General features: G+C 46.9%; 16 protein-coding genes. 9 read left to right on the forward strand and 7 right to left on the reverse strand.

Features of this window, described 5'->3' with window-relative positions; translation table 11 throughout:
* Nucleotides 1-75: 75 nt before the first annotated feature.
* Complete coding sequence (locus H735_RS27270) at nucleotides 76-573, forward strand: MgtC/SapB family protein (protein ID WP_005440468.1); 498 nt, start codon at nucleotides 76-78, stop codon at nucleotides 571-573.
* Between the two features lie 97 nt (nucleotides 574-670).
* Here H735_RS27270 and H735_RS27275 read toward each other — a convergent pair whose 3' ends face one another.
* From H735_RS27275 to H735_RS27285, 3 genes are all read right to left on the reverse strand, one after another.
* Nucleotides 671-1,234 carry a VC2662 family protein gene (locus H735_RS27275; protein WP_005425048.1) on the reverse strand — a complete coding sequence of 188 codons (564 nt, stop codon included), beginning with the start codon at nucleotides 1,232-1,234 and terminating at the stop codon, nucleotides 671-673.
* A gap of 476 nt (nucleotides 1,235-1,710) precedes the next feature.
* A complete protein-coding gene (gene groL / locus H735_RS27280) occupies nucleotides 1,711-3,357 on the reverse strand; it encodes a chaperonin GroEL (RefSeq protein ID WP_020194828.1) in 1,647 nt (548 codons plus the stop codon).
* Between the two features lie 73 nt (nucleotides 3,358-3,430).
* Nucleotides 3,431-3,721: a co-chaperone GroES gene (locus H735_RS27285; RefSeq protein WP_005440461.1), complete on the reverse strand. Its 291-nt coding sequence runs from the start codon at nucleotides 3,719-3,721 to the stop codon at nucleotides 3,431-3,433.
* Between the two features lie 228 nt (nucleotides 3,722-3,949).
* Here H735_RS27285 and H735_RS27290 point away from each other — a divergent pair, with 228 nt between their 5' ends.
* Nucleotides 3,950-5,329, forward strand: a complete 1,380-nt coding sequence (locus H735_RS27290; RefSeq protein WP_020194827.1) for an MATE family efflux transporter — start codon at nucleotides 3,950-3,952, stop codon at nucleotides 5,327-5,329.
* Between the two features lie 106 nt (nucleotides 5,330-5,435).
* On the opposite strand, the gene pfkA is transcribed toward H735_RS27290, so the two are convergent.
* From pfkA to H735_RS27305, 3 genes are all read right to left on the reverse strand, one after another.
* Nucleotides 5,436-6,398, reverse strand: a complete 963-nt coding sequence (gene pfkA, locus H735_RS27295; RefSeq protein ID WP_009707858.1) for a 6-phosphofructokinase — start codon at nucleotides 6,396-6,398, stop codon at nucleotides 5,436-5,438.
* A gap of 285 nt (nucleotides 6,399-6,683) precedes the next feature.
* Nucleotides 6,684-7,592: a CDF family cation-efflux transporter FieF gene (fieF, locus tag H735_RS27300; RefSeq protein ID WP_009707859.1), complete on the reverse strand. Its 909-nt coding sequence runs from the start codon at nucleotides 7,590-7,592 to the stop codon at nucleotides 6,684-6,686.
* Between the two features lie 123 nt (nucleotides 7,593-7,715).
* A complete protein-coding gene (locus H735_RS27305; RefSeq protein ID WP_005440450.1) occupies nucleotides 7,716-8,225 on the reverse strand; it encodes a CpxP family protein in 510 nt (169 codons plus the stop codon).
* A gap of 190 nt (nucleotides 8,226-8,415) precedes the next feature.
* On the opposite strand from H735_RS27305, the gene H735_RS27310 reads away from it, so the two are divergent.
* From H735_RS27310 to trmL, 4 genes are all read left to right on the forward strand, one after another.
* A complete protein-coding gene (locus H735_RS27310; protein WP_020194826.1) occupies nucleotides 8,416-9,105 on the forward strand; it encodes a response regulator in 690 nt (229 codons plus the stop codon).
* Entirely contained in the window at nucleotides 9,105-10,508 is a 1,404-nt protein-coding gene (gene cpxA / locus H735_RS27315; protein WP_020194825.1) for an envelope stress sensor histidine kinase CpxA, read from the forward strand. The genes H735_RS27310 and cpxA overlap by 1 nt, the downstream gene beginning before the upstream one ends.
* A 72-nt stretch (nucleotides 10,509-10,580) precedes the next feature.
* Nucleotides 10,581-11,189: a superoxide dismutase gene (locus H735_RS27320; RefSeq protein WP_020194824.1), complete on the forward strand. Its 609-nt coding sequence runs from the start codon at nucleotides 10,581-10,583 to the stop codon at nucleotides 11,187-11,189.
* 130 nt (nucleotides 11,190-11,319) lie between these two features.
* Nucleotides 11,320-11,799, forward strand: a complete 480-nt coding sequence (gene trmL / locus H735_RS27325) for a tRNA (uridine(34)/cytosine(34)/5-carboxymethylaminomethyluridine(34)-2'-O)-methyltransferase TrmL (RefSeq protein ID WP_009698900.1) — start codon at nucleotides 11,320-11,322, stop codon at nucleotides 11,797-11,799.
* Nucleotides 11,800-11,869: 70 nt separating this feature from the next.
* Here trmL and H735_RS27330 read toward each other — a convergent pair whose 3' ends face one another.
* Nucleotides 11,870-12,388 (reverse strand): FxsA family protein, encoded by a 519-nt coding sequence (locus tag H735_RS27330; RefSeq protein ID WP_020194823.1) that lies wholly within the window; start codon nucleotides 12,386-12,388, stop codon nucleotides 11,870-11,872.
* 424 nt (nucleotides 12,389-12,812) lie between these two features.
* Between H735_RS27330 and aspA the strand changes: the two genes are divergently transcribed.
* The 3 genes from aspA (at nucleotide 12,813) to H735_RS27345 (ending at nucleotide 17,730) form a co-directional block, all read left to right on the forward strand.
* Nucleotides 12,813-14,264, forward strand: a complete 1,452-nt coding sequence (aspA, locus tag H735_RS27335; RefSeq protein ID WP_009707864.1) for an aspartate ammonia-lyase — start codon at nucleotides 12,813-12,815, stop codon at nucleotides 14,262-14,264.
* A 176-nt stretch (nucleotides 14,265-14,440) separates the two neighbouring features.
* Nucleotides 14,441-15,748 (forward strand): anaerobic C4-dicarboxylate transporter, encoded by a 1,308-nt coding sequence (locus H735_RS27340; protein ID WP_005440434.1) that lies wholly within the window; start codon nucleotides 14,441-14,443, stop codon nucleotides 15,746-15,748.
* A gap of 161 nt (nucleotides 15,749-15,909) precedes the next feature.
* Nucleotides 15,910-17,730: a protein-disulfide reductase DsbD gene (locus tag H735_RS27345; protein WP_020194822.1), complete on the forward strand. Its 1,821-nt coding sequence runs from the start codon at nucleotides 15,910-15,912 to the stop codon at nucleotides 17,728-17,730.
* Nucleotides 17,731-17,842: the final 112 nt, after the last annotated feature.

Here is a 17,842-nt window from a genome sequence, read left to right on the forward strand (position 1 = left end):
TTGTCGTTACGAGCAAAAGCTTTTGTTCGATCAGGCGGTCTTATCTATGCATACTCCGCAAATTTGGAGGTTAAGATGCAAGCAACTTTTGAACACCTTTTCGATCTTGGCCCTTTTAGTTGGGCTGCGCTGCTTTGTTGTGCCATCAATGGTTTGATGATTGGCATTGAGCGTCAAACTCGCGGTAAACCCGTTGGTATTCGTACCGCAATTTTAGTTATCTCAGGTACTTACCTATTTATGTCGATGGCGGTCTCTTTGTCGCCAAATACATTAGATCAAGCCCGTGTACTTGGTCAGATCATTACTGGTGTCGGCTTTTTAGGTGCCGGTGTGATGATGACTCAAGATGGAAAAATTCACGGCGTGACTTCTGCGGCCGTCATTTGGGTATTGGCGGGGTTAGGCTTAATGATTGGCTTGGGTTACTTATCACAGTCGATCATCATTACCGTATTGGCACTGACCGTTTTACTCGGTGTGGACAAAGCGGAAAACCGCGTCAAAGCATTGCGCCGTGGTGTGCACCAGAAAATGCAGCAACGAAAAACATCAACGCGTTTAGTTAAGTAATCAAGCACAATAAAAAAGACCCCGACATCAAGCCGGGGTCTTTTTGTATCTGGCGTTAAGTTAGGAAGGTGACTTAACTTTTGGCGAAGCTCGCTGATTATTTAGCGAAGTTCACGATTGGGAAACACTTGAAGAAGCCGTTGTCCGCACAGTTTAGAAGACCAATTTGAACACCGTCGATTTGGTCAGTCATGTTGAAGAAACCTAGCTGGAAGTTAGATTTTTTAGAGATACTTGCCAGACCGATGTCTGCCATTGTGTAACCTTCAGAGTAGTTCACAGCACTCCAGTTTAGACCTTCAACGTTGTTAGTCACGTTTACCGCACCTAGGTTAAGACCCGTTGTTTGACCTTGGTTCCAGTTGAATAGACCTAGAGAAACACCCTTCATTTCTTGGTTGACTTTAGACGCACCAAAGAAAAGACCGAAGTTCACACCAGTAGTACGGTCTGTTTCAGACATACCTAGTAGAGAGAAATCGACACCTTTTACTTCGTTCACTTGACCGTGAAGAACCGCAAGACGAACACCGCCAACAGAAGAGTTAGAAGGTGCGTTAGTGTTGTCGATAGTAGAGAACATAACTGGCGTGCTGTCAGCAAGAGCAACAGGTGAAGCAATAGCGGCTGCAACAGCCAGTGACGTCATTAGCTTTTTCATTTTCATCTCCATTGGGGGATTGTTTATTTACAACATAGTGTAATGTACAGATTTTGCGCCATTTTAACTCGATAAATGTTAGCTGTAAGTCATATTTAACCACTTGAAGAATAAAGCAATTGATTCATCAAACTTATTTTTCTGCATTTTCCCTGACCGTTTGCGCACAATAGCCACACAATTGCGTATTTTTAAACCAATTAACCTGATAAAAATTAAGCGTAATAATTACTCGCTAACTATCAGATTAAAAAGAAAAAGTAAGAATCAACCTACAAACTTATGCGCAGAAGGCTCCGTACCAAAGTAACAGGCACAAAAAAGCCGAGGCATTCACCTCGGCTTCCTGGTTTGGTTTGGTCGGTTGTCTTTAAGCTATAACGTCTTAGAGCAAAGAGAAAGCGCGGAGTTTACACACGTAAATGAGCACTTTCGATGCAGCTATAAGGCGTTAGAGCGACAAGACAAGCAGCAAATTACATCATGCCGCCCATACCACCCATACCGCCCATACCACCCATATCAGGCATACCTGCGCCGTCTTTTTGTGGTAGGTCAGTAACCATCGCTTCAGTTGTGATCATTAGACCCGCTACTGATGCTGCGAATTGTAGTGCGCTACGAGTTACTTTAGTTGGGTCTAGGATACCCATCTCTAGCATGTCGCCGTATTCGCCAGTTGCTGCGTTGTAGCCGTAAGAACCTTCACCTGCTTTCACGTTGTTCGCTACTACTGACTCTTCGTCACCTGCGTTCTTCGTGATTTGACGGATTGGCGCTTCCATCGCACGTAGTGCAACGCGGATACCAACGTTTTGCTCTTCGTTGTCGCCTTCTAGGTCAACAATCTTAGATGCAGCGCGGATTAGTGCAACACCACCACCAGCAACTACGCCTTCTTCAACCGCAGCGCGAGTCGCGTGTAGTGCGTCTTCTACGCGGTCTTTCTTCTCTTTCATTTCAACTTCAGTTGCTGCACCAACTTTGATTACTGCAACACCGCCGGCTAGCTTAGCAACGCGCTCTTGTAGTTTCTCTTTGTCGTAGTCTGAAGTTGCATCTTCGATTTGCTGACGGATTTGAGCAACACGACCTTGGATCATTGCTTCTTCACCCACGCCATCGATGATGGTTGTGTTTTCTTTTGTGATTGCAACGCGCTTCGCTTGACCTAGGTCTTCTAGTGCTACTTTTTCTAGCTCTAGACCTACTTCTTCAGAAATCACGATACCGCCAGTTAGGATAGCGATGTCTTGTAGCATTGCTTTACGACGCTCACCAAAACCAGGCGCTTTCACTGCTGCTACTTTAACGATGCCACGCATGTTGTTCACAACGAGTGTTGCTAGTGCTTCACCTTCTACGTCTTCAGCGATGATCAGTAGTGGGCGAGATGCTTTTGCTACTGCTTCTAGTGCTGGAAGAAGTTCACGGATGTTCGATACTTTCTTATCGATCAGAAGGATGAATGGGTTTTCTAGATCAACAGAACCTGCTTCTTGGTTGTTGATGAAGTAAGGAGATAGGTAACCGCGGTCGAACTGCATACCTTCTACTACGTCTAGCTCATCTTGTAGTGCTTGACCTTCTTCAACTGTGATAACACCGTCGCGGCCAACTTTTTCCATTGCTTCAGCAATGATGTTACCTACGCTTGAGTCAGAGTTTGCAGAGATAGTACCAACCTGTGCGATTGCTTTAGTGTCGTTACACTCAACAGATAGCTCTTTTAGTTGCTCAACTGCTGCGATAACTGCTTTGTCGATACCGCGCTTAAGATCCATTGGGTTCATACCCGCTGCTACTGCTTTTAGACCTTCATTTACGATTGCTTGCGCTAGTACGGTTGCTGTTGTTGTACCGTCACCCGCTGCGTCGTTTGCTTTAGACGCAACTTCTTTAACCATTTGTGCGCCCATGTTCTGGAATTTGTCTTCCAGCTCAATTTCACGCGCTACTGATACACCATCTTTAGTGATTGTTGGAGCACCAAAAGATTTGTCTAGAACTACGTTACGACCTTTAGGACCCAGTGTTACTTTCACTGCGTCCGCTAGAACGTTTACGCCTTCTAGCATTTTAACTCGTGCGTCATTACCAAATTTAACGTCTTTAGCAGCCATCTTTGATTTCCTTTCTAAATTCTGTTTTTGATTGCGTTTTGAATCAGAGCAAAAAATTACTCAACGATTGCTATTAGTCGACAATAGCCATGATGTCGTTTTCAGACATGATAAGAACTTCTTTGCCGTCGATCTTCTCAGTCTTAGTGCCGTAACCTTCAGCGAAGATAACGGTATCACCAACTTTAACGTCCAGCGGTAGCACTGTGCCGTTCTCTAGGATGCGGCCTTTACCCACAGCTAGAACAACACCGCGAGTCGATTTTTCCGCAGCAGAACCAGTTAAAACGATGCCACCAGCTGACTTAGATTCAACTTCTTTACGTTCAACGATAACTCGGTCATGTAATGGACGAATGTTCATCGGTCGTCTCTCCTGAAAATTTCCATGATTATTTGATAATTGCCCGCTCAGGGGCACGTGATCTGTATATAAGGGCAAAGCTAAGGATCCCAAGGGGTAGACGTGAAATTTTTGTGACTTAGTTAAAATAACCAGCAGCTAAGCAACGGTTTGCGTGCGAAATGCTCGCTCGCCGAGGCAAAGGCTTTCTTGTATCCTTGCCCTTCCCTCACCAGATAGACATCAAAAATGTTGGAAAAGAATAAGCCGGGCAACCAGGCCGAAGACAAACATGGTTTGTTGACCGCCCCCATTCCCGACACCTTACGCAAAATGACTGTACCCATGACCATGGGCATGATCGCGATTTTGATGTTTAACTTGGTCGATACCTTCTTCATCTCGTTATTAGGCACTCAAGCGCTCGCGGCGATCAGTTATACCTTCCCAGTAACCTTTGCGGTGAACTGCATCACCATGGGTATTGGCATGGGACTGTCGACCAATATCGGACGCCTGCTTGGACAAGGGCATGCATCTCAAGCAGCACGTTTTACCAGCCATGGTTTACTGCTCGCCGTTGTTTTAGTCACCGTCGCCTCGACGCTGGGTTTCTTTACTATTGAGCCACTGTTCAGCTTACTCGGAGCAAGAGAAGACTCGATTCCACTGATTGAGCAGTACATGCAGGTCTGGTATTTGACCATTCCTCTGTTGGTGATCCCAATGGCGGGCAACAGTGCGATCCGCGCGACGGGTGACACCAAAACTCCAGCCAAGATCATGATGCTCGCAGGGCTTATCAACGGTATTCTCGATCCTCTGCTGATCTTTGGTTACGGCCCTTTCCCTGAGCTCGGTATTCAGGGCGCAGCTATCGCAAGTGCATTCAGTTGGTTTGGCGCGCTCTGCGGGTCGTTCTATGTATTGGTGAAACGCGAAAAGCTACTTGCCGCACCGCACTGGTCGCTCATCAAACAAGACTGGCAACAGACCTTAAAAATAGGCACACCGGCAGCACTGTCGAACGCCATGAACCCATTATCGGGCGCGATTTTGATGATGATTTTGTCTAGCCACGGCACCGCAGCGGTCGCGGCTTATGGCGCTGCGCAACGTATTGAATCAATCTTGATTTTGGTGCTGATGTCGCTGACCTCAGCACTCACCCCGTTTATGGCGCAAAACTTTGGGGCTAATAACCCTGCTCGTGCATTCTCTGGCTGGTTCCTGAGCATGCGCTTTGCGGTGGTCTTCCAAGGCTTTATCTTTTTGATGATGGTGCCTCTCAGCATTCCTCTTGCTGCGCTTTTCTCTCAAGAAGCAGCGGTAAAAGACTTGCTGTGGCATTACCTATTAGTCGTGCCATTTAGCTACGGCTTCCAAGGGATTGTGATGATGTTGGTGAGTGGCTATAACGCGATGCACAAACCGCTGCGCGCCTTCCAATGGAGCTTTATGCGCTTGTTCGTCTTTACGTTACCAGCGGCATGGATAGGCAGTCAGCTTTATAGCATCGAAGGTTTGTTTATTGGTATTGCTCTGGGTAACACCCTAGGCGGCTTATTAGGCTATCTCTTTGCCTTGCGCGAGCGTCGCCTAACGTTAGCAGAGCACGCTAGTTCTTAACTCGGCACAAAACCTGTCTCAAGCAAACTTCAGCTCAGACAAATTTCAGATAATAAAAAACCGCGGATAACCGCGGTTTTTTAGATTTTGACTTTATCAAGCAGGCTTAGAATAGCTCTTCAGCAACTTGGTATAGGTCGTTGCGTACTGGACGCTTCATGTTCTCGATTGCATCGATGATGTCGTGGTGAACCAGTTGCTCTTTCACGATACCAACACAACGGCCGCCGTGGCCTTCCATTAGTAGGTGAACAGCGTAGTTACCCATGCGAGATGCTAGAACACGGTCGAATGCTGTTGGACGACCACCACGTTGGATGTGACCAAGAACCGTTGCGCGAGTTTCACGACCAGTTGCCGCTTCGATCTCTTTCGCTAGTTCGTTTGCATCCATCATCAGCTCAGTTAGCGCGATGATTGCGTGTTTTTTACCTTTAGAGATGCCATCTTGGATGTTGCTGATTAGCTTCTCTTTATCTAGACCAGTTTCTGGAGTGATGATGTACTCACAGCCACCTGCGATTGCAGACATCAGAGTTAGGTCACCACAGTGACGACCCATGATTTCTACGATAGAAATACGCTGGTGAGAAGAAGACGTGTCACGTAGACGGTCGATTGCATCAATAACTGTGTTTAGTGCAGTTAGGTAACCGATTGTGTAATCAGTACCCGCGATGTCGTTATCGATTGTGCCTGGTAGACCGATACATGGGTAACCCATTTCAGTCAGTTTCTTAGCACCCATGTAAGAACCGTCACCACCGATAACAACTAGTGCATCGATACCGTGCTTTTTAAGGTTCTCAATCGCTTGTTCGCGTACTGCCACTTCCTTGAATTCAGGGAAACGTGCAGAGCCTAGGAATGTACCACCCTTGTTGATCACATCAGAAACGCTAGAACGATCTAGCTTTTCGATGCGGTCTTCGTAAAGACCTAGGTAGCCATCGTAAACACCGTAAACTTCCAATCCCTCAGATAGTGCTGTACGAACTACGCCGCGTACTGCAGCGTTCATACCAGGTGCGTCACCGCCACTTGTTAAAACACCGATCTTCTTAATCATGCTCACCCTCGATCTTTGGCAATCAATTTATTTAATTTTCTTTTAGGCCCCTTGTTACCAAGCAACCTGCATAATCCAGAACTGTGCGTTATGTTACATTTCCTCTACAGGAATACCAATGAAAACACACTTTTTTATGTAACTTTTCTACTTATGTAAGAGTATTACAGTTTCTCTTTGCAACTTCGTTGATTCACATCAGGATCACGATTCTTAGCAAGTAGTGATGGAAAGATAGTCAATAAGCGCCTATTTGTCGTCACGCTTGGTCTGATTTTTCGACCGCTACCAATCTTGGGCTTTTTGCTCTTTCTCTGGGCCGAACACCACCGACAACGGATCCTGGTGGATCAACACATCCGCTTCTGGGAACAACTCAAGTAGATTATCTTCCACTTTGTCAGCAATGTGGTGGGCTTCGATCAAACGCAAGTTATCATCCAACTCTAAATGCAATTGAATAAAACGCGTTGGCCCAGACATGCGAGTGCGAAGTTGATGCACACCCAACACACCTTCAACCTTCAAACACTCTTGGCGAATTTGCTCTAGCTCTTCATCTGGTAGTTTTCTATCAAGCAATGTCTGAATCGCTTCGCTGACCATTTTGAACGCGCTGTACAAAATAAAGATACCAATACCAATCGCAAACACCGCATCGGCTTGGGTGACACCAAAGTAGCTCAAACCTAGTGCCACCATAATGGCACCATTCATATACAGGTCTGTTTGGTAATGCAATGAGTCAGCGGCAATCGCCTGACTGCCTGTCACTCGCACGACATGTTTTTGGAACATCACAAGTCCAAAGGTCACGACCATAGCAAATAGAGAGACGTACACACCCAGTTCAGGAGCATTCAATTCATGTGGACGGAAGAAACGGTCGATACCGTTTAGGATCAAAAATACCGCAGAACCGGAGATAAACATCGCTTGTGCCAACGCGGCCAAAGATTCGGCTTTGCCGTGCCCAAAAGTGTGTTCTCTGTCAGCCGGTTGCAGGGAGTAGCGCACCACAATAAGGTTCACTACCGATGCGGCAATATCCAACATGGAGTCAATTAAAGAGGCAAGTAAGCTGACGGAACCCGTCACCCACCAAGTGATGACTTTGACAATCAAAAGAAGCGTCGCCACGATGGTTGCCGTCCAAGCTGCCATCGTCACTAAACGTGCGTATTGCTGTTTCATAATCAAATAGTTAACTCAAACCGTGCTTTGAGTATACCTTGAGAATGGTTTAATGAGTATGAAATCGCCAAGATCAAAAAGAGGCAGCACTCTGGCTACCTCTCTTACTTTATCTTTCAGCGATTAGCTGTTGTGGTGCTTTTCCATGCGTTTTTGCATTTTTTCGCCACACTTTTGTTGACGCTCTTTTTGTAGCTCAACAAATTTTGTTTTTTGCTCAGGAGTCAGAACACTCAGCATTTGGTGCTTTTTCTCCATCATCTTAACGCGACGCTCAGTTTGCTTCTCAACCATTTCTTTCGCTAGGTCGTTTGCTGCTGCTTCGTCGAAGTTATCCGCCAATAGTAGCGCTTGTACTTTGTCGTGGTGTGCTTGACGCTCTGCCATGCGAGCTTCGTGACCGTCGGCGAATTTCGCTTTCATTTCTGCTTTGTTCGCTTCACGCATTTCTTTTAGCTGGTCTTTTTGTGCATCAGTTAGGTCTAGTTGACGCATGATGCCGCGGTCCATACCCATACCACACTCACCGCGATGACCTTTGTGGTCTTTACCGCCGAATGCGAATGCACTCGCTGTACCTAGAGTTAGAGGTAGAACAACAGCCGCTAGTACTAATTTCTTTGCAGTTTTCATAATGAGATTCCTTACACAGGTTAGTGATTCTTCTGAGCTGTTCTCACAGCGCTTGAGTGTAGAATACGACCTACTAGGTAAAGCGACGTATAGAGACCGTAAAGAATCGTAAAGAGTGATTTTTACACTCATTCCTCCTCGTCATTACCATGTAATATTAAAGCAACCACGATGATAAATAGGTATTCAAATGGCGAACATTCTTTTGATTGATGACGACACAGAGCTAACCAGCCTACTTAAAGAAGTGCTGAGCTTTGAAGGGTACGAAGTCAGTGAAGCCAATGATGGTGAAGCAGGCTTATTGGCGATTAACAGTGAGATCGATCTTGTACTGCTTGACGTCATGATGCCAAAACTCAATGGAATGGAGACCCTAAAACGCCTGCGCGAAAACTGGGAGACACCAGTATTGATGCTCACCGCTAAAGGTGAGGAGATCGATCGCGTGATTGGCCTAGAGCTTGGCGCGGATGATTACCTACCAAAGCCTTTTAGCGACCGTGAACTGTTAGCGCGTATTCGAGCTATCTTACGCCGCACCACTAGTACCCAAAAGAACACCAAGAACAGCGATTGCATTGAGTATCGAGAAATCAAACTCTATCCAGGCAAACAAGAAGCGTACTGTGAAGAAGCCCTACTGGATTTAACCACGACCGAATTTGCGCTGTTAACGCACTTTGTGCAGAACCCAGGACAAGTGCTGACGAAAGAAACCCTCAGTCTTGATGTGCTTGGTAAGCGCCTTGCAGCCTTTGACCGCGCGATCGATATGCACGTCTCCAACCTACGTAAAAAATTGCCAGACCAAAGCAACGGTAAGCCACGCATTAAAACCCTACGAGGGCGCGGCTACATGTTGATTGAGGAGGATTAATGCGAGCACCACGCTTCAAACTGCCGAAGATAAACAGCTTGTATGGACGCATCTTTGCCATCTTTTGGTTCACTATGTTCTTGGTTCTGATGGCGGTGCTGTCATTGCCACACCTTGACCCACGAAAAGCACGCGACATCCCGCAAGACCACTATCAGCGTATGATTGACATACGCGACGGCATTGAGAAGAAGTATCGCAAACAAGATAACCTCGGCAAGATTTTGTTCAGCATCGAAGGTCAGCGACGCAGCAAGCATGATCCGCGTCCGCGTATCTTCTTTTCTGATCACGAAGGCAATGTGTTAACCACATCGAGCCACAAAGACTTCAAACTGCGTGCGCTGCAAAACTTTGTCACTAGCATTGAAGATCAGTCGCAGCCGAAACAAAAACTCTACGGCCGCTACATGATCGCAGGCCCAGTGCCGATCAAAATCGCCAACTCTGACTTACTGATGTATGTGGGTTTTAAATGGAATGAACCGCCGCCGATCATGTTGCGCCTGTTCGATCATCCATTGCAATTGCTGCTCGCCGTCATGTTGGTGAGTACACCGCTACTACTGTGGCTAGCATGGGCATTGAGCCAACCAGCTCGACGACTGGAAACCGCGGCACAGCGCGTTGCCAAAGGTGAGTTTGTCATCGACCCTAATCTGGAAAAAGGCACCACGGAGTTTCGCCAAGCAGGTACTAGCTTTAACCAAATGGTTGAGGCGGTGAATCAAATGATTTCTGGTCAGCAGCGTTTACTCTCGGATATTTCTCACGAGCTGCGCTCTCCCCTCACTCGTCTGCGCATGGCAAGTGCATTGGCGACGCGTAAGCAAGGTGAAAGCCCAGAGCTGACTCGTATTGATACCGAAGCCCAGCGCTTAGAACAGATGATTGCCGAGCTGCTTGAGTTGTCACGCATGCAAGTGAACAGCCACATGACGCGTGAAAGCCAGCCGATTGCTAGCTTATGGGAAGAGATCATTAAAGACGCACAGTTCGAAGCGGAACAGATGGGGAAAACACTTAGCTACTCTGCTGTGCCAGAGCGCAGTATCTCAGGTAACCCAAAACTGTTGATGAGTGCGGTAGAGAACATCATCCGCAACGCGATTTACTACGGCAAAGACGAAGTGAAAATCAACATTCAGGATTCATTCGATACGCTACGCATTGTGGTGGATGACAACGGCGAAGGCGTACCAGAAGAAGAATTGGAAGCGATTTTCCGTCCGTTCTATCGAGTGTCGACCGCGCGCGACCGCCATTCTGGTGGTACCGGGTTAGGCTTAACCATCACCGAAAGTGCGATTCGTCAGCACAGTGGTTCGATTATCGCAAGTCGCAGCCCGTTGGGTGGTTTACGCGTTACCATTACCCTGCCGTTGATCAGTGAGGCAAAATAACCCCACAAAGATCAAAGTTGATAATGATTTTCATTAACATTAAAGTAAATCCTCCATTAAGGAGGATTTACAATGTCGCACATTTTCCCAGAGCTTCCGTACAGCTACGATGCGTTAGAGCCTTACATCGATGCGAAAACCATGGAAGTTCACTACAGCAAACACCACAAAACCTATTACGATAAATTCATGGCTGCCGCAAAAGGCAGCGCTCTCGAGACCCAAAGCCTCGATGACATCTTCGCTTGCATTTCTCAACACAGCCCAGCTATCCGTAACAATGGCGGCGGTTACTACAATCACATCATTTACTGGAACTGCATGTCACCAGATGGTGGCGGTGAACCTCAAGGTGCTCTTGCAGAGGCCATCAACGAGAAGTTTGGTGACTTTGAAAAATTCAAAGACGAATTTGCCCAAGCGGCTATCAATACCTTCGGTTCTGGCTTTGCTTGGCTAGTCGTAAAAAATGGTGAGATTCACATTACCTCCACCAGCAACCAAGACAATCCTCTGATGGACGTTGCCGCAGTACAAGGCGAACCCGTTCTAGCATTGGATGTGTGGGAGCACGCTTACTACATCAGCTACCAAAACCGTCGTCCTGAATACATCGACGCATGGTGGAATGTGGTCAACTGGCGCGCAGTGGAAGAGAGCTACACTCGCGCTCTGAGTTAATCTATCTAAATGAGGGCAACACAATGAAGTGGTTGCCCTCTTCTATAACCCGTCATTGTGTTGAATCTCGCTTCTCATGGTGACTTGGGTATATACTGCTCGCCTGTTTTGACCAATCTAATTCAATACCATGTTTGATATCGCTCTATACGAACCAGAAATCGCGCCGAACACCGGCAACATCATTCGCCTGTGTGCTAACTGTGGTGCGAATCTCCACCTGATTGAGCCACTGGGTTTCGATCTAGAAGAGAAGAAAGTCCGCCGCGCAGGTTTGGATTACCACGATTTGGCTCGCGTAACGCGTCATAAAAATTATCAAGCATTCTTGGAATACTTAGAGAAAGAGAAACAAGGCAACTACCGCCTGTTTGCATGTACGACAAAGACCACAGGTCATCATGTGGATGCAAAATACCAAGAAGGCGATGTTTTGATGTTTGGTCCAGAAACACGCGGTCTACCTGCAGACGTGATTGATAGCCTGCCAATGGAACAACGTATTCGTATTCCGATGATGCCGGATGCGCGCAGCCTGAACCTATCAAACGCCGTGGCTATCATTGCGTTTGAAGCGTGGCGTCAAATGGGCTTTGAAGGCGCGTTGTAAGCACTGCAAATGACAGATACTAAAAAGGGCGCTGAATGCGCCCTTTTGCTTTTCTTACTTACCGATTGAATCAGTTGAGCTTGTTACGATCATTGTCGTCTTTACGCTCATATTCACCTTCGAAGGTGTTGCCATTATCCGATTGAGAATCAAATGGGTCACGACGGAATGGGTCTTGCTCAAATGGACCTTGATTTGAGAAGCCACTTTGGAAGCCGCCACCGTTCATAGTCTTCACCACCATCTTGCTCATTAGGTATTTGGCAATTGCCGCTCGCGGTGCTGGCAACAACACCAACATACCCAATGCGTCAGTCATGAAACCTGGTGTTAACAGCAATACGCCTGCAACTGCCAGCATCACACCTTCAAAAATCTGTTGAGCCGGGAGCTCACCTTGCTCTAAGCGCCCTTGCACTGACATCAATGTCTGGATGCCTTGGCTACGCACCAAAGACGCACCAACAAATGCAGTAATCAATACTAAAGCAATCGTAGGCCAGAGACCTAAGAAGCCTCCCACCTGAATAAATAGGCCGATTTCGATGATCGGGACGAAAATAAACGCCAATAATAAGATAGGAAACACATGCCCTCCTTTGTTGATTTCAGTGTAATGGCAAAAGCCTACTAAGCTCAAACGAATCGTTGTAAAAAAGCGTGTTCATACTAGGGAGAATGCGTTGTGCCAAAAACGCCCTTTGAATAAAGGTGCATATACAAAAATTGGTCGTTGAAAAGTGCTATTTTCGGACTCTTAATATCCATGTTTGTCGAGGAAAATCGCCTACCCATAAAGGGTTATTAATATCCCGTTCATACTTTGCAAAATATTGACGCATCAAAAGCGAAAAAGGTGATCCACTTACTATTTTTATGCGCTAGGTGCAGTATGATGTGCCACATAAGTCAGGACGGTTTTTCCAGCCAAAAACTCTGATGAATGGATTCTAGATTGCAGAAATGGCTAATAAATAACTTAAATATCAGAATTATTATCTAAGGATCCTGTTATGGCTACACTATCTGATGCTCCAAAGACAGCAAACCAAGCCACTCGTATTGAAGAAGATCTATTAGGCCAACGTCATGTCCCTGCCGATGCTTACTACGGCATCCACACACTTCGCGCTATCGAAAACTTCAACATTTCAAGCACTACCATCTCTGACGTACCTGAATTTGTACGTGGCATGGTAATGACTAAGAAAGCCGCTGCACTAGCAAACAAAGAGCTAGGCGCAATTCCAAAAGACGTTGCTAACTACATCCTAGAAGCGTGTGATTTGATCCTTGAAACAGGTAAGTGCATGGATCAGTTCCCTTCAGACGTATTCCAAGGCGGTGCAGGCACGTCAGTGAACATGAACACTAACGAAGTTATCGCGAACGTTGCACTTGAACTGATGGGCAAGGAAAAAGGCCAATATGAGTTCATCAACCCGAACGATCACGTAAACAAGAGCCAATCAACAAACTGTGCGTACCCAACGGGTTTCCGTATCGCGGTTTACAACAGTGTTCATCAGTTGATGGAAGCGATCGAATACCTTAAAGGCGCATTCGAGCTTAAAGCACAAGAATTCAAAGACATCTTGAAGATGGGTCGTACTCAGCTGCAAGATGCGGTTCCTATGACTGTGGGTCAAGAGTTCCACGCATGGGCTGTAACACTAAACGAAGAAATTCGTGCTCTAGATTACACGTCTAAGCTACTACTAGAAATCAACCTAGGTGCAACAGCAATCGGTACTGGTCTAAACGCACCAACAGGTTACCAAGCGCTAGCAGTAAAACATCTAGCAGAAGTAACGGGGCTAGAAGTGGTACCAGCAGAAGACCTGATCGAAGCGACTTCTGACTGTGGTGCTTACGTAATGACGCACGGTGCGCTGAAACGTCTAGCAGTGAAACTATCGAAGATCTGTAACGACCTTCGTCTACTTTCTTCTGGTCCACGTGCAGGTCTTAACGAACTGAACCTACCAGAAATGCAAGCAGGCTCTTCAATTATGCCAGCTAAAGTAAACCCAGTTATCCCAGAAGTAGTAAACCAAGTTTGCTTCAAAGTTCTAGGTAACGACAACACGGTTTCTTTCGCAGCAGAAGGCGGTCAGCTACAGCTAAACGTAATGGAACCTGTTATCGCACAAAGCGTGTTTGAGTCTATCTCTCTACTTCACAACGCATGTGTGAACCTACGCGATAAATGTATCGATGGCATCACTGTGAACAAAGAAGTTTGCGAAAACTACGTTTACAACTCTATCGGTATCGTAACTTACCTAAACCCATACATCGGCCACCACGAAGGCGATATCGTTGGTAAGATCTGTGCAGAAACAGGTAAGAGTGTACGTGATGTAGTTCTAGAACGCGGTTTATTAACTGAAGAAGAGCTAGATGACATCTTATCGGTTGAAAACTTCATGCATCCGACTTATAAAGCGAAACGCTACGAGTAATCGCATGTGAAAGGGGTCCCTAACGGGGCCCTTTTTTAGGCTCGAATACGGTTAACCACAATTTTTATGCGCTTTTTATTGCCGTAAGCCGCTCGGGTTCTGATTTTCTGAACACTTACTCCTGTTCCTGAGTGCTCAAAAAATCAGAATCATTAAAAACTAAAAGAGGTATCAATATGGTAATGGTCGAACTCTTCGTGGTTCTGCTCTTCATTTATTTGGGGGCAAGAATCGGTGGTATCGGCATTGGTTTTGCCGGTGGTGCAGGGGTAATTGCATTGTCTTTAATCCTAGGTGTCCCGACAAGCCAGTCTTTCATCCCTGTCGATGTAATCCTGATCATCATGTCTGTAATTACTGCTATCGCTGCAATGCAGGTAGCGGGTGGTTTGGACTGGATGGTTCAGGTTGCGGAAGACTTTTTGCGTAAACATCCCGAACGCATCACCTTTTACGCACCTATCGTGACATTCCTAATGACACTACTTGCGGGTACAGGTCACACGGCATTCTCTACTCTTCCTGTTATTGCAGAAGTAGCGAAAGGCCAAGGTGTTCGTCCTTCTCGTCCACTGTCTATCGCGGTAGTAGCATCGCAAATTGCTATCACAGCGTCGCCAATCTCTGCGGCTGTTGTAGCATTCGCAGCAATGCTTCACCCATTTGGTGTTGACTACCTAACGCTACTAGCAATCTGTATCCCAACAACGTTCATCGCTTGTATGATCGGTGCATTCGTAGCGAACTTCATGGGTAGCGAGCTTAAAGACGATCCTGAATACCAAGACCGTCTAGCAAAAGGCCTGATCAAGCTAAACACAGAATCTAAGCGCGAAATCCTGCCAACAGCGAAGAAAGCAACCTTCATCTTCCTAGGCGCTATCGCATTCGTAGTGTGTTACGCAGCAGCAATCTCTGGCTCTGTTGGCCTTATCGAGAACCCTGCTCTAGGTCGTAACGAAGCAATCATGACAGTAATGCTCGCAGCTGCGGCAGCTATCGTAATGAGCTGTAAAATCGACGCTGGCAAAATCCCAGCAGCAGCGACATTCCGCTCTGGTATGACAGCGTGTGTGTGTGTTCTTGGTGTAGCATGGCTAGGTTCTACGTTCGTGAACGCGCACGTTGACGGCATCAAAGAAGTGGCTGGTGCGCTACTAGCAGACTACCCATGGATGCTAGCACTTGTTCTATTCTTCGCTTCAATGCTGCTTTACTCGCAAGGTGCAACTACCGTTGCGCTTATGCCTGCAGCACTAGCAATCGGTGTGGCACCACTTACCGCAGTTGCGTCTTTCGCAGCAGTAAGTGCGCTATTCGTACTGCCTACTTACCCAACGCTTCTAGCAGCGGTTGAGATGGACGACACGGGTTCAACTCGTATCGGTAAGTACGTATTCAACCACCCATTCTTCGTACCAGGTGTGGCTACCATCGCTTCAGCGGTAGCACTTGGCTTCGCATTCGGTGGTCTACTGATCTAGTAGAAACAGAGTCTTACTCGGGGAGCTTCGGCTCCCTTTTTTATTGCCTGTCGCATTGGATAGCGCTTAACAAATCTTCACTTCCATGAAACTTATTGGCTAGCCAGCAGGTCTGATTGAGTTACACTAACGGCAACTATCTAAGATGAATTGATCCTTTTATGCGTGCATTATTTTCCGTCTTACTCTTAGGGCTTATTACCTTTTCTGCGCCTTCTTTTGCGCTGTTTGGCAAAGACACCCAAAACACCTTTGGCAGCAGCAACGATACCTTTGTGTCTGTCGATCAGGCTTTCCCATTCAACTACTACCAACAAGACGGCAAACTGATGCTGGACTGGCAAGTACGCGATGGTTATTACCTGTATCAAGAACGCCTATCGGTAGCGGGTGAGAAAGTATCGCTAGGCGAACTGCAAATGGAAGACGGAACGCCGCATAAAGATGAATTCTTTGGTGACGTGCATATCTACACTCAGCCTTTGTTCGTCAACGTACCAATGCATGATTGGCAAGACGGTGCGCGCGTGGTAGTGCAATACCAAGGCTGTGCGAAAGCAGGCTTCTGTTACCCACCAGAAACTCGCGTGATTCCTATCAGCGCGTTTACTTCATCGAACTCAGATCCAACACCGGCGACGACAACACCAAAAGCAGAGCAAGCACCAACGGTAACGCCACCAGCGGCGCAATCATCTACGTCTGGCGACACACCATCGGCTCCAGTAACACAGCAAGATAGTCTTGCCGCAAACCTAGCTGATAACTGGTGGACGCCGCTTCTGTTCTTGGCGCTTGGTGTGGGCTTGGCGTTTACACCATGTGTGCTACCTATGTACCCAATTTTGACCAGCATCGTGCTTGGCAGTGGCAAACTGAGCCAACGCCGCGCGCTAGGCTTGTCGTTTGTCTACGTACAAGGCATGGCGCTGACTTACACCCTACTCGGCCTTGTAGTCGCGTCTGCTGGCATGCAGTTCCAAGCGGCGATGCAACACCCTTATGTGTTGATTGGTTTGAGTGTGCTGTTCGTAACACTCGCATTGTCTATGTTTGGCGTTTATAACCTGCAACTGCCAAGTAGCGTGCAAACGTGGTTAAACAACCTCAGCAACAAACAACAAGGCGGCAGCAGTGCTGGCGTATTCGCGATGGGTGCGATTTCTGGACTGGTGTGCTCACCATGTACCACGGCGCCTCTTTCTGGTGCGCTACTTTACGTGGCACAAAGCGGTGACTTGCTGACGGGTGGTATCGCACTTTACGCACTAGCGATGGGTATGGGTATTCCACTCATTCTTGTTGCAGTATTCGGCAACAAACTTCTGCCAAAAGCAGGAGGTTGGATGGATCGCGTGAAGACCCTATTCGGCTTCATTCTACTGGCTGCACCTATCTTCCTACTTGAGCGCATCATGCCAGAAATGTGGGCAACGGCATTGTGGTCAGCACTGGGTATCGCGGCTTTTGGTTGGCTATACCACATCAAAAACAGCTTAGAGTTTGGCGGTTGGAAGCAAAGCGCAGTAGGCATCATTGCTGTGCTTGGTTTGTTTGCTTCTGCTCAACCAGCATTGAACTACTGGTTTGGCGGTAATACCACTACACAAACTCAGCAAGCAACAGTGAGCTTTACTCGTATTGCTAACGTGGCAGAGCTTGAGGCTGCACTTGCTCAGGCGAAACAAGCCGGCAAACCAGTGATGCTAGATTTCTACGCCGACTGGTGTGTGGCGTGTAAAGAGTTCGAGAAGTACACCTTCCATGACCCAAGCGTCGAAGCCAAACTGCAAGACTTCGTTCTTCTGCAAGCGGACGTAACTAAGAACCAAGTGCAAGACATCGAGCTGCTTAAACATATGAATGTACTGGGTTTACCAACGATTGAGTTCTGGGATGCCAATGGCGAACATGTTTCAAACGCTCGTTTGACGGGCTTTATGCAAGCCGAGCCTTTCTTAGAGCACATCAACCGATTCTGATGATGAATCATTCAAACGCCAGTGATTATTCACTGGCGTTTTTTGTTGTCTCAATAAAACTGAGAAAGTTGCGTTTATATGCAATTTTTCTAATAAAAGTCGATTTAGTTCA

The sequence above is a fragment of the Vibrio owensii CAIM 1854 = LMG 25443 genome, from assembly GCF_000817815.1.
Taxonomy (GTDB): domain Bacteria; phylum Pseudomonadota; class Gammaproteobacteria; order Enterobacterales; family Vibrionaceae; genus Vibrio; species Vibrio owensii.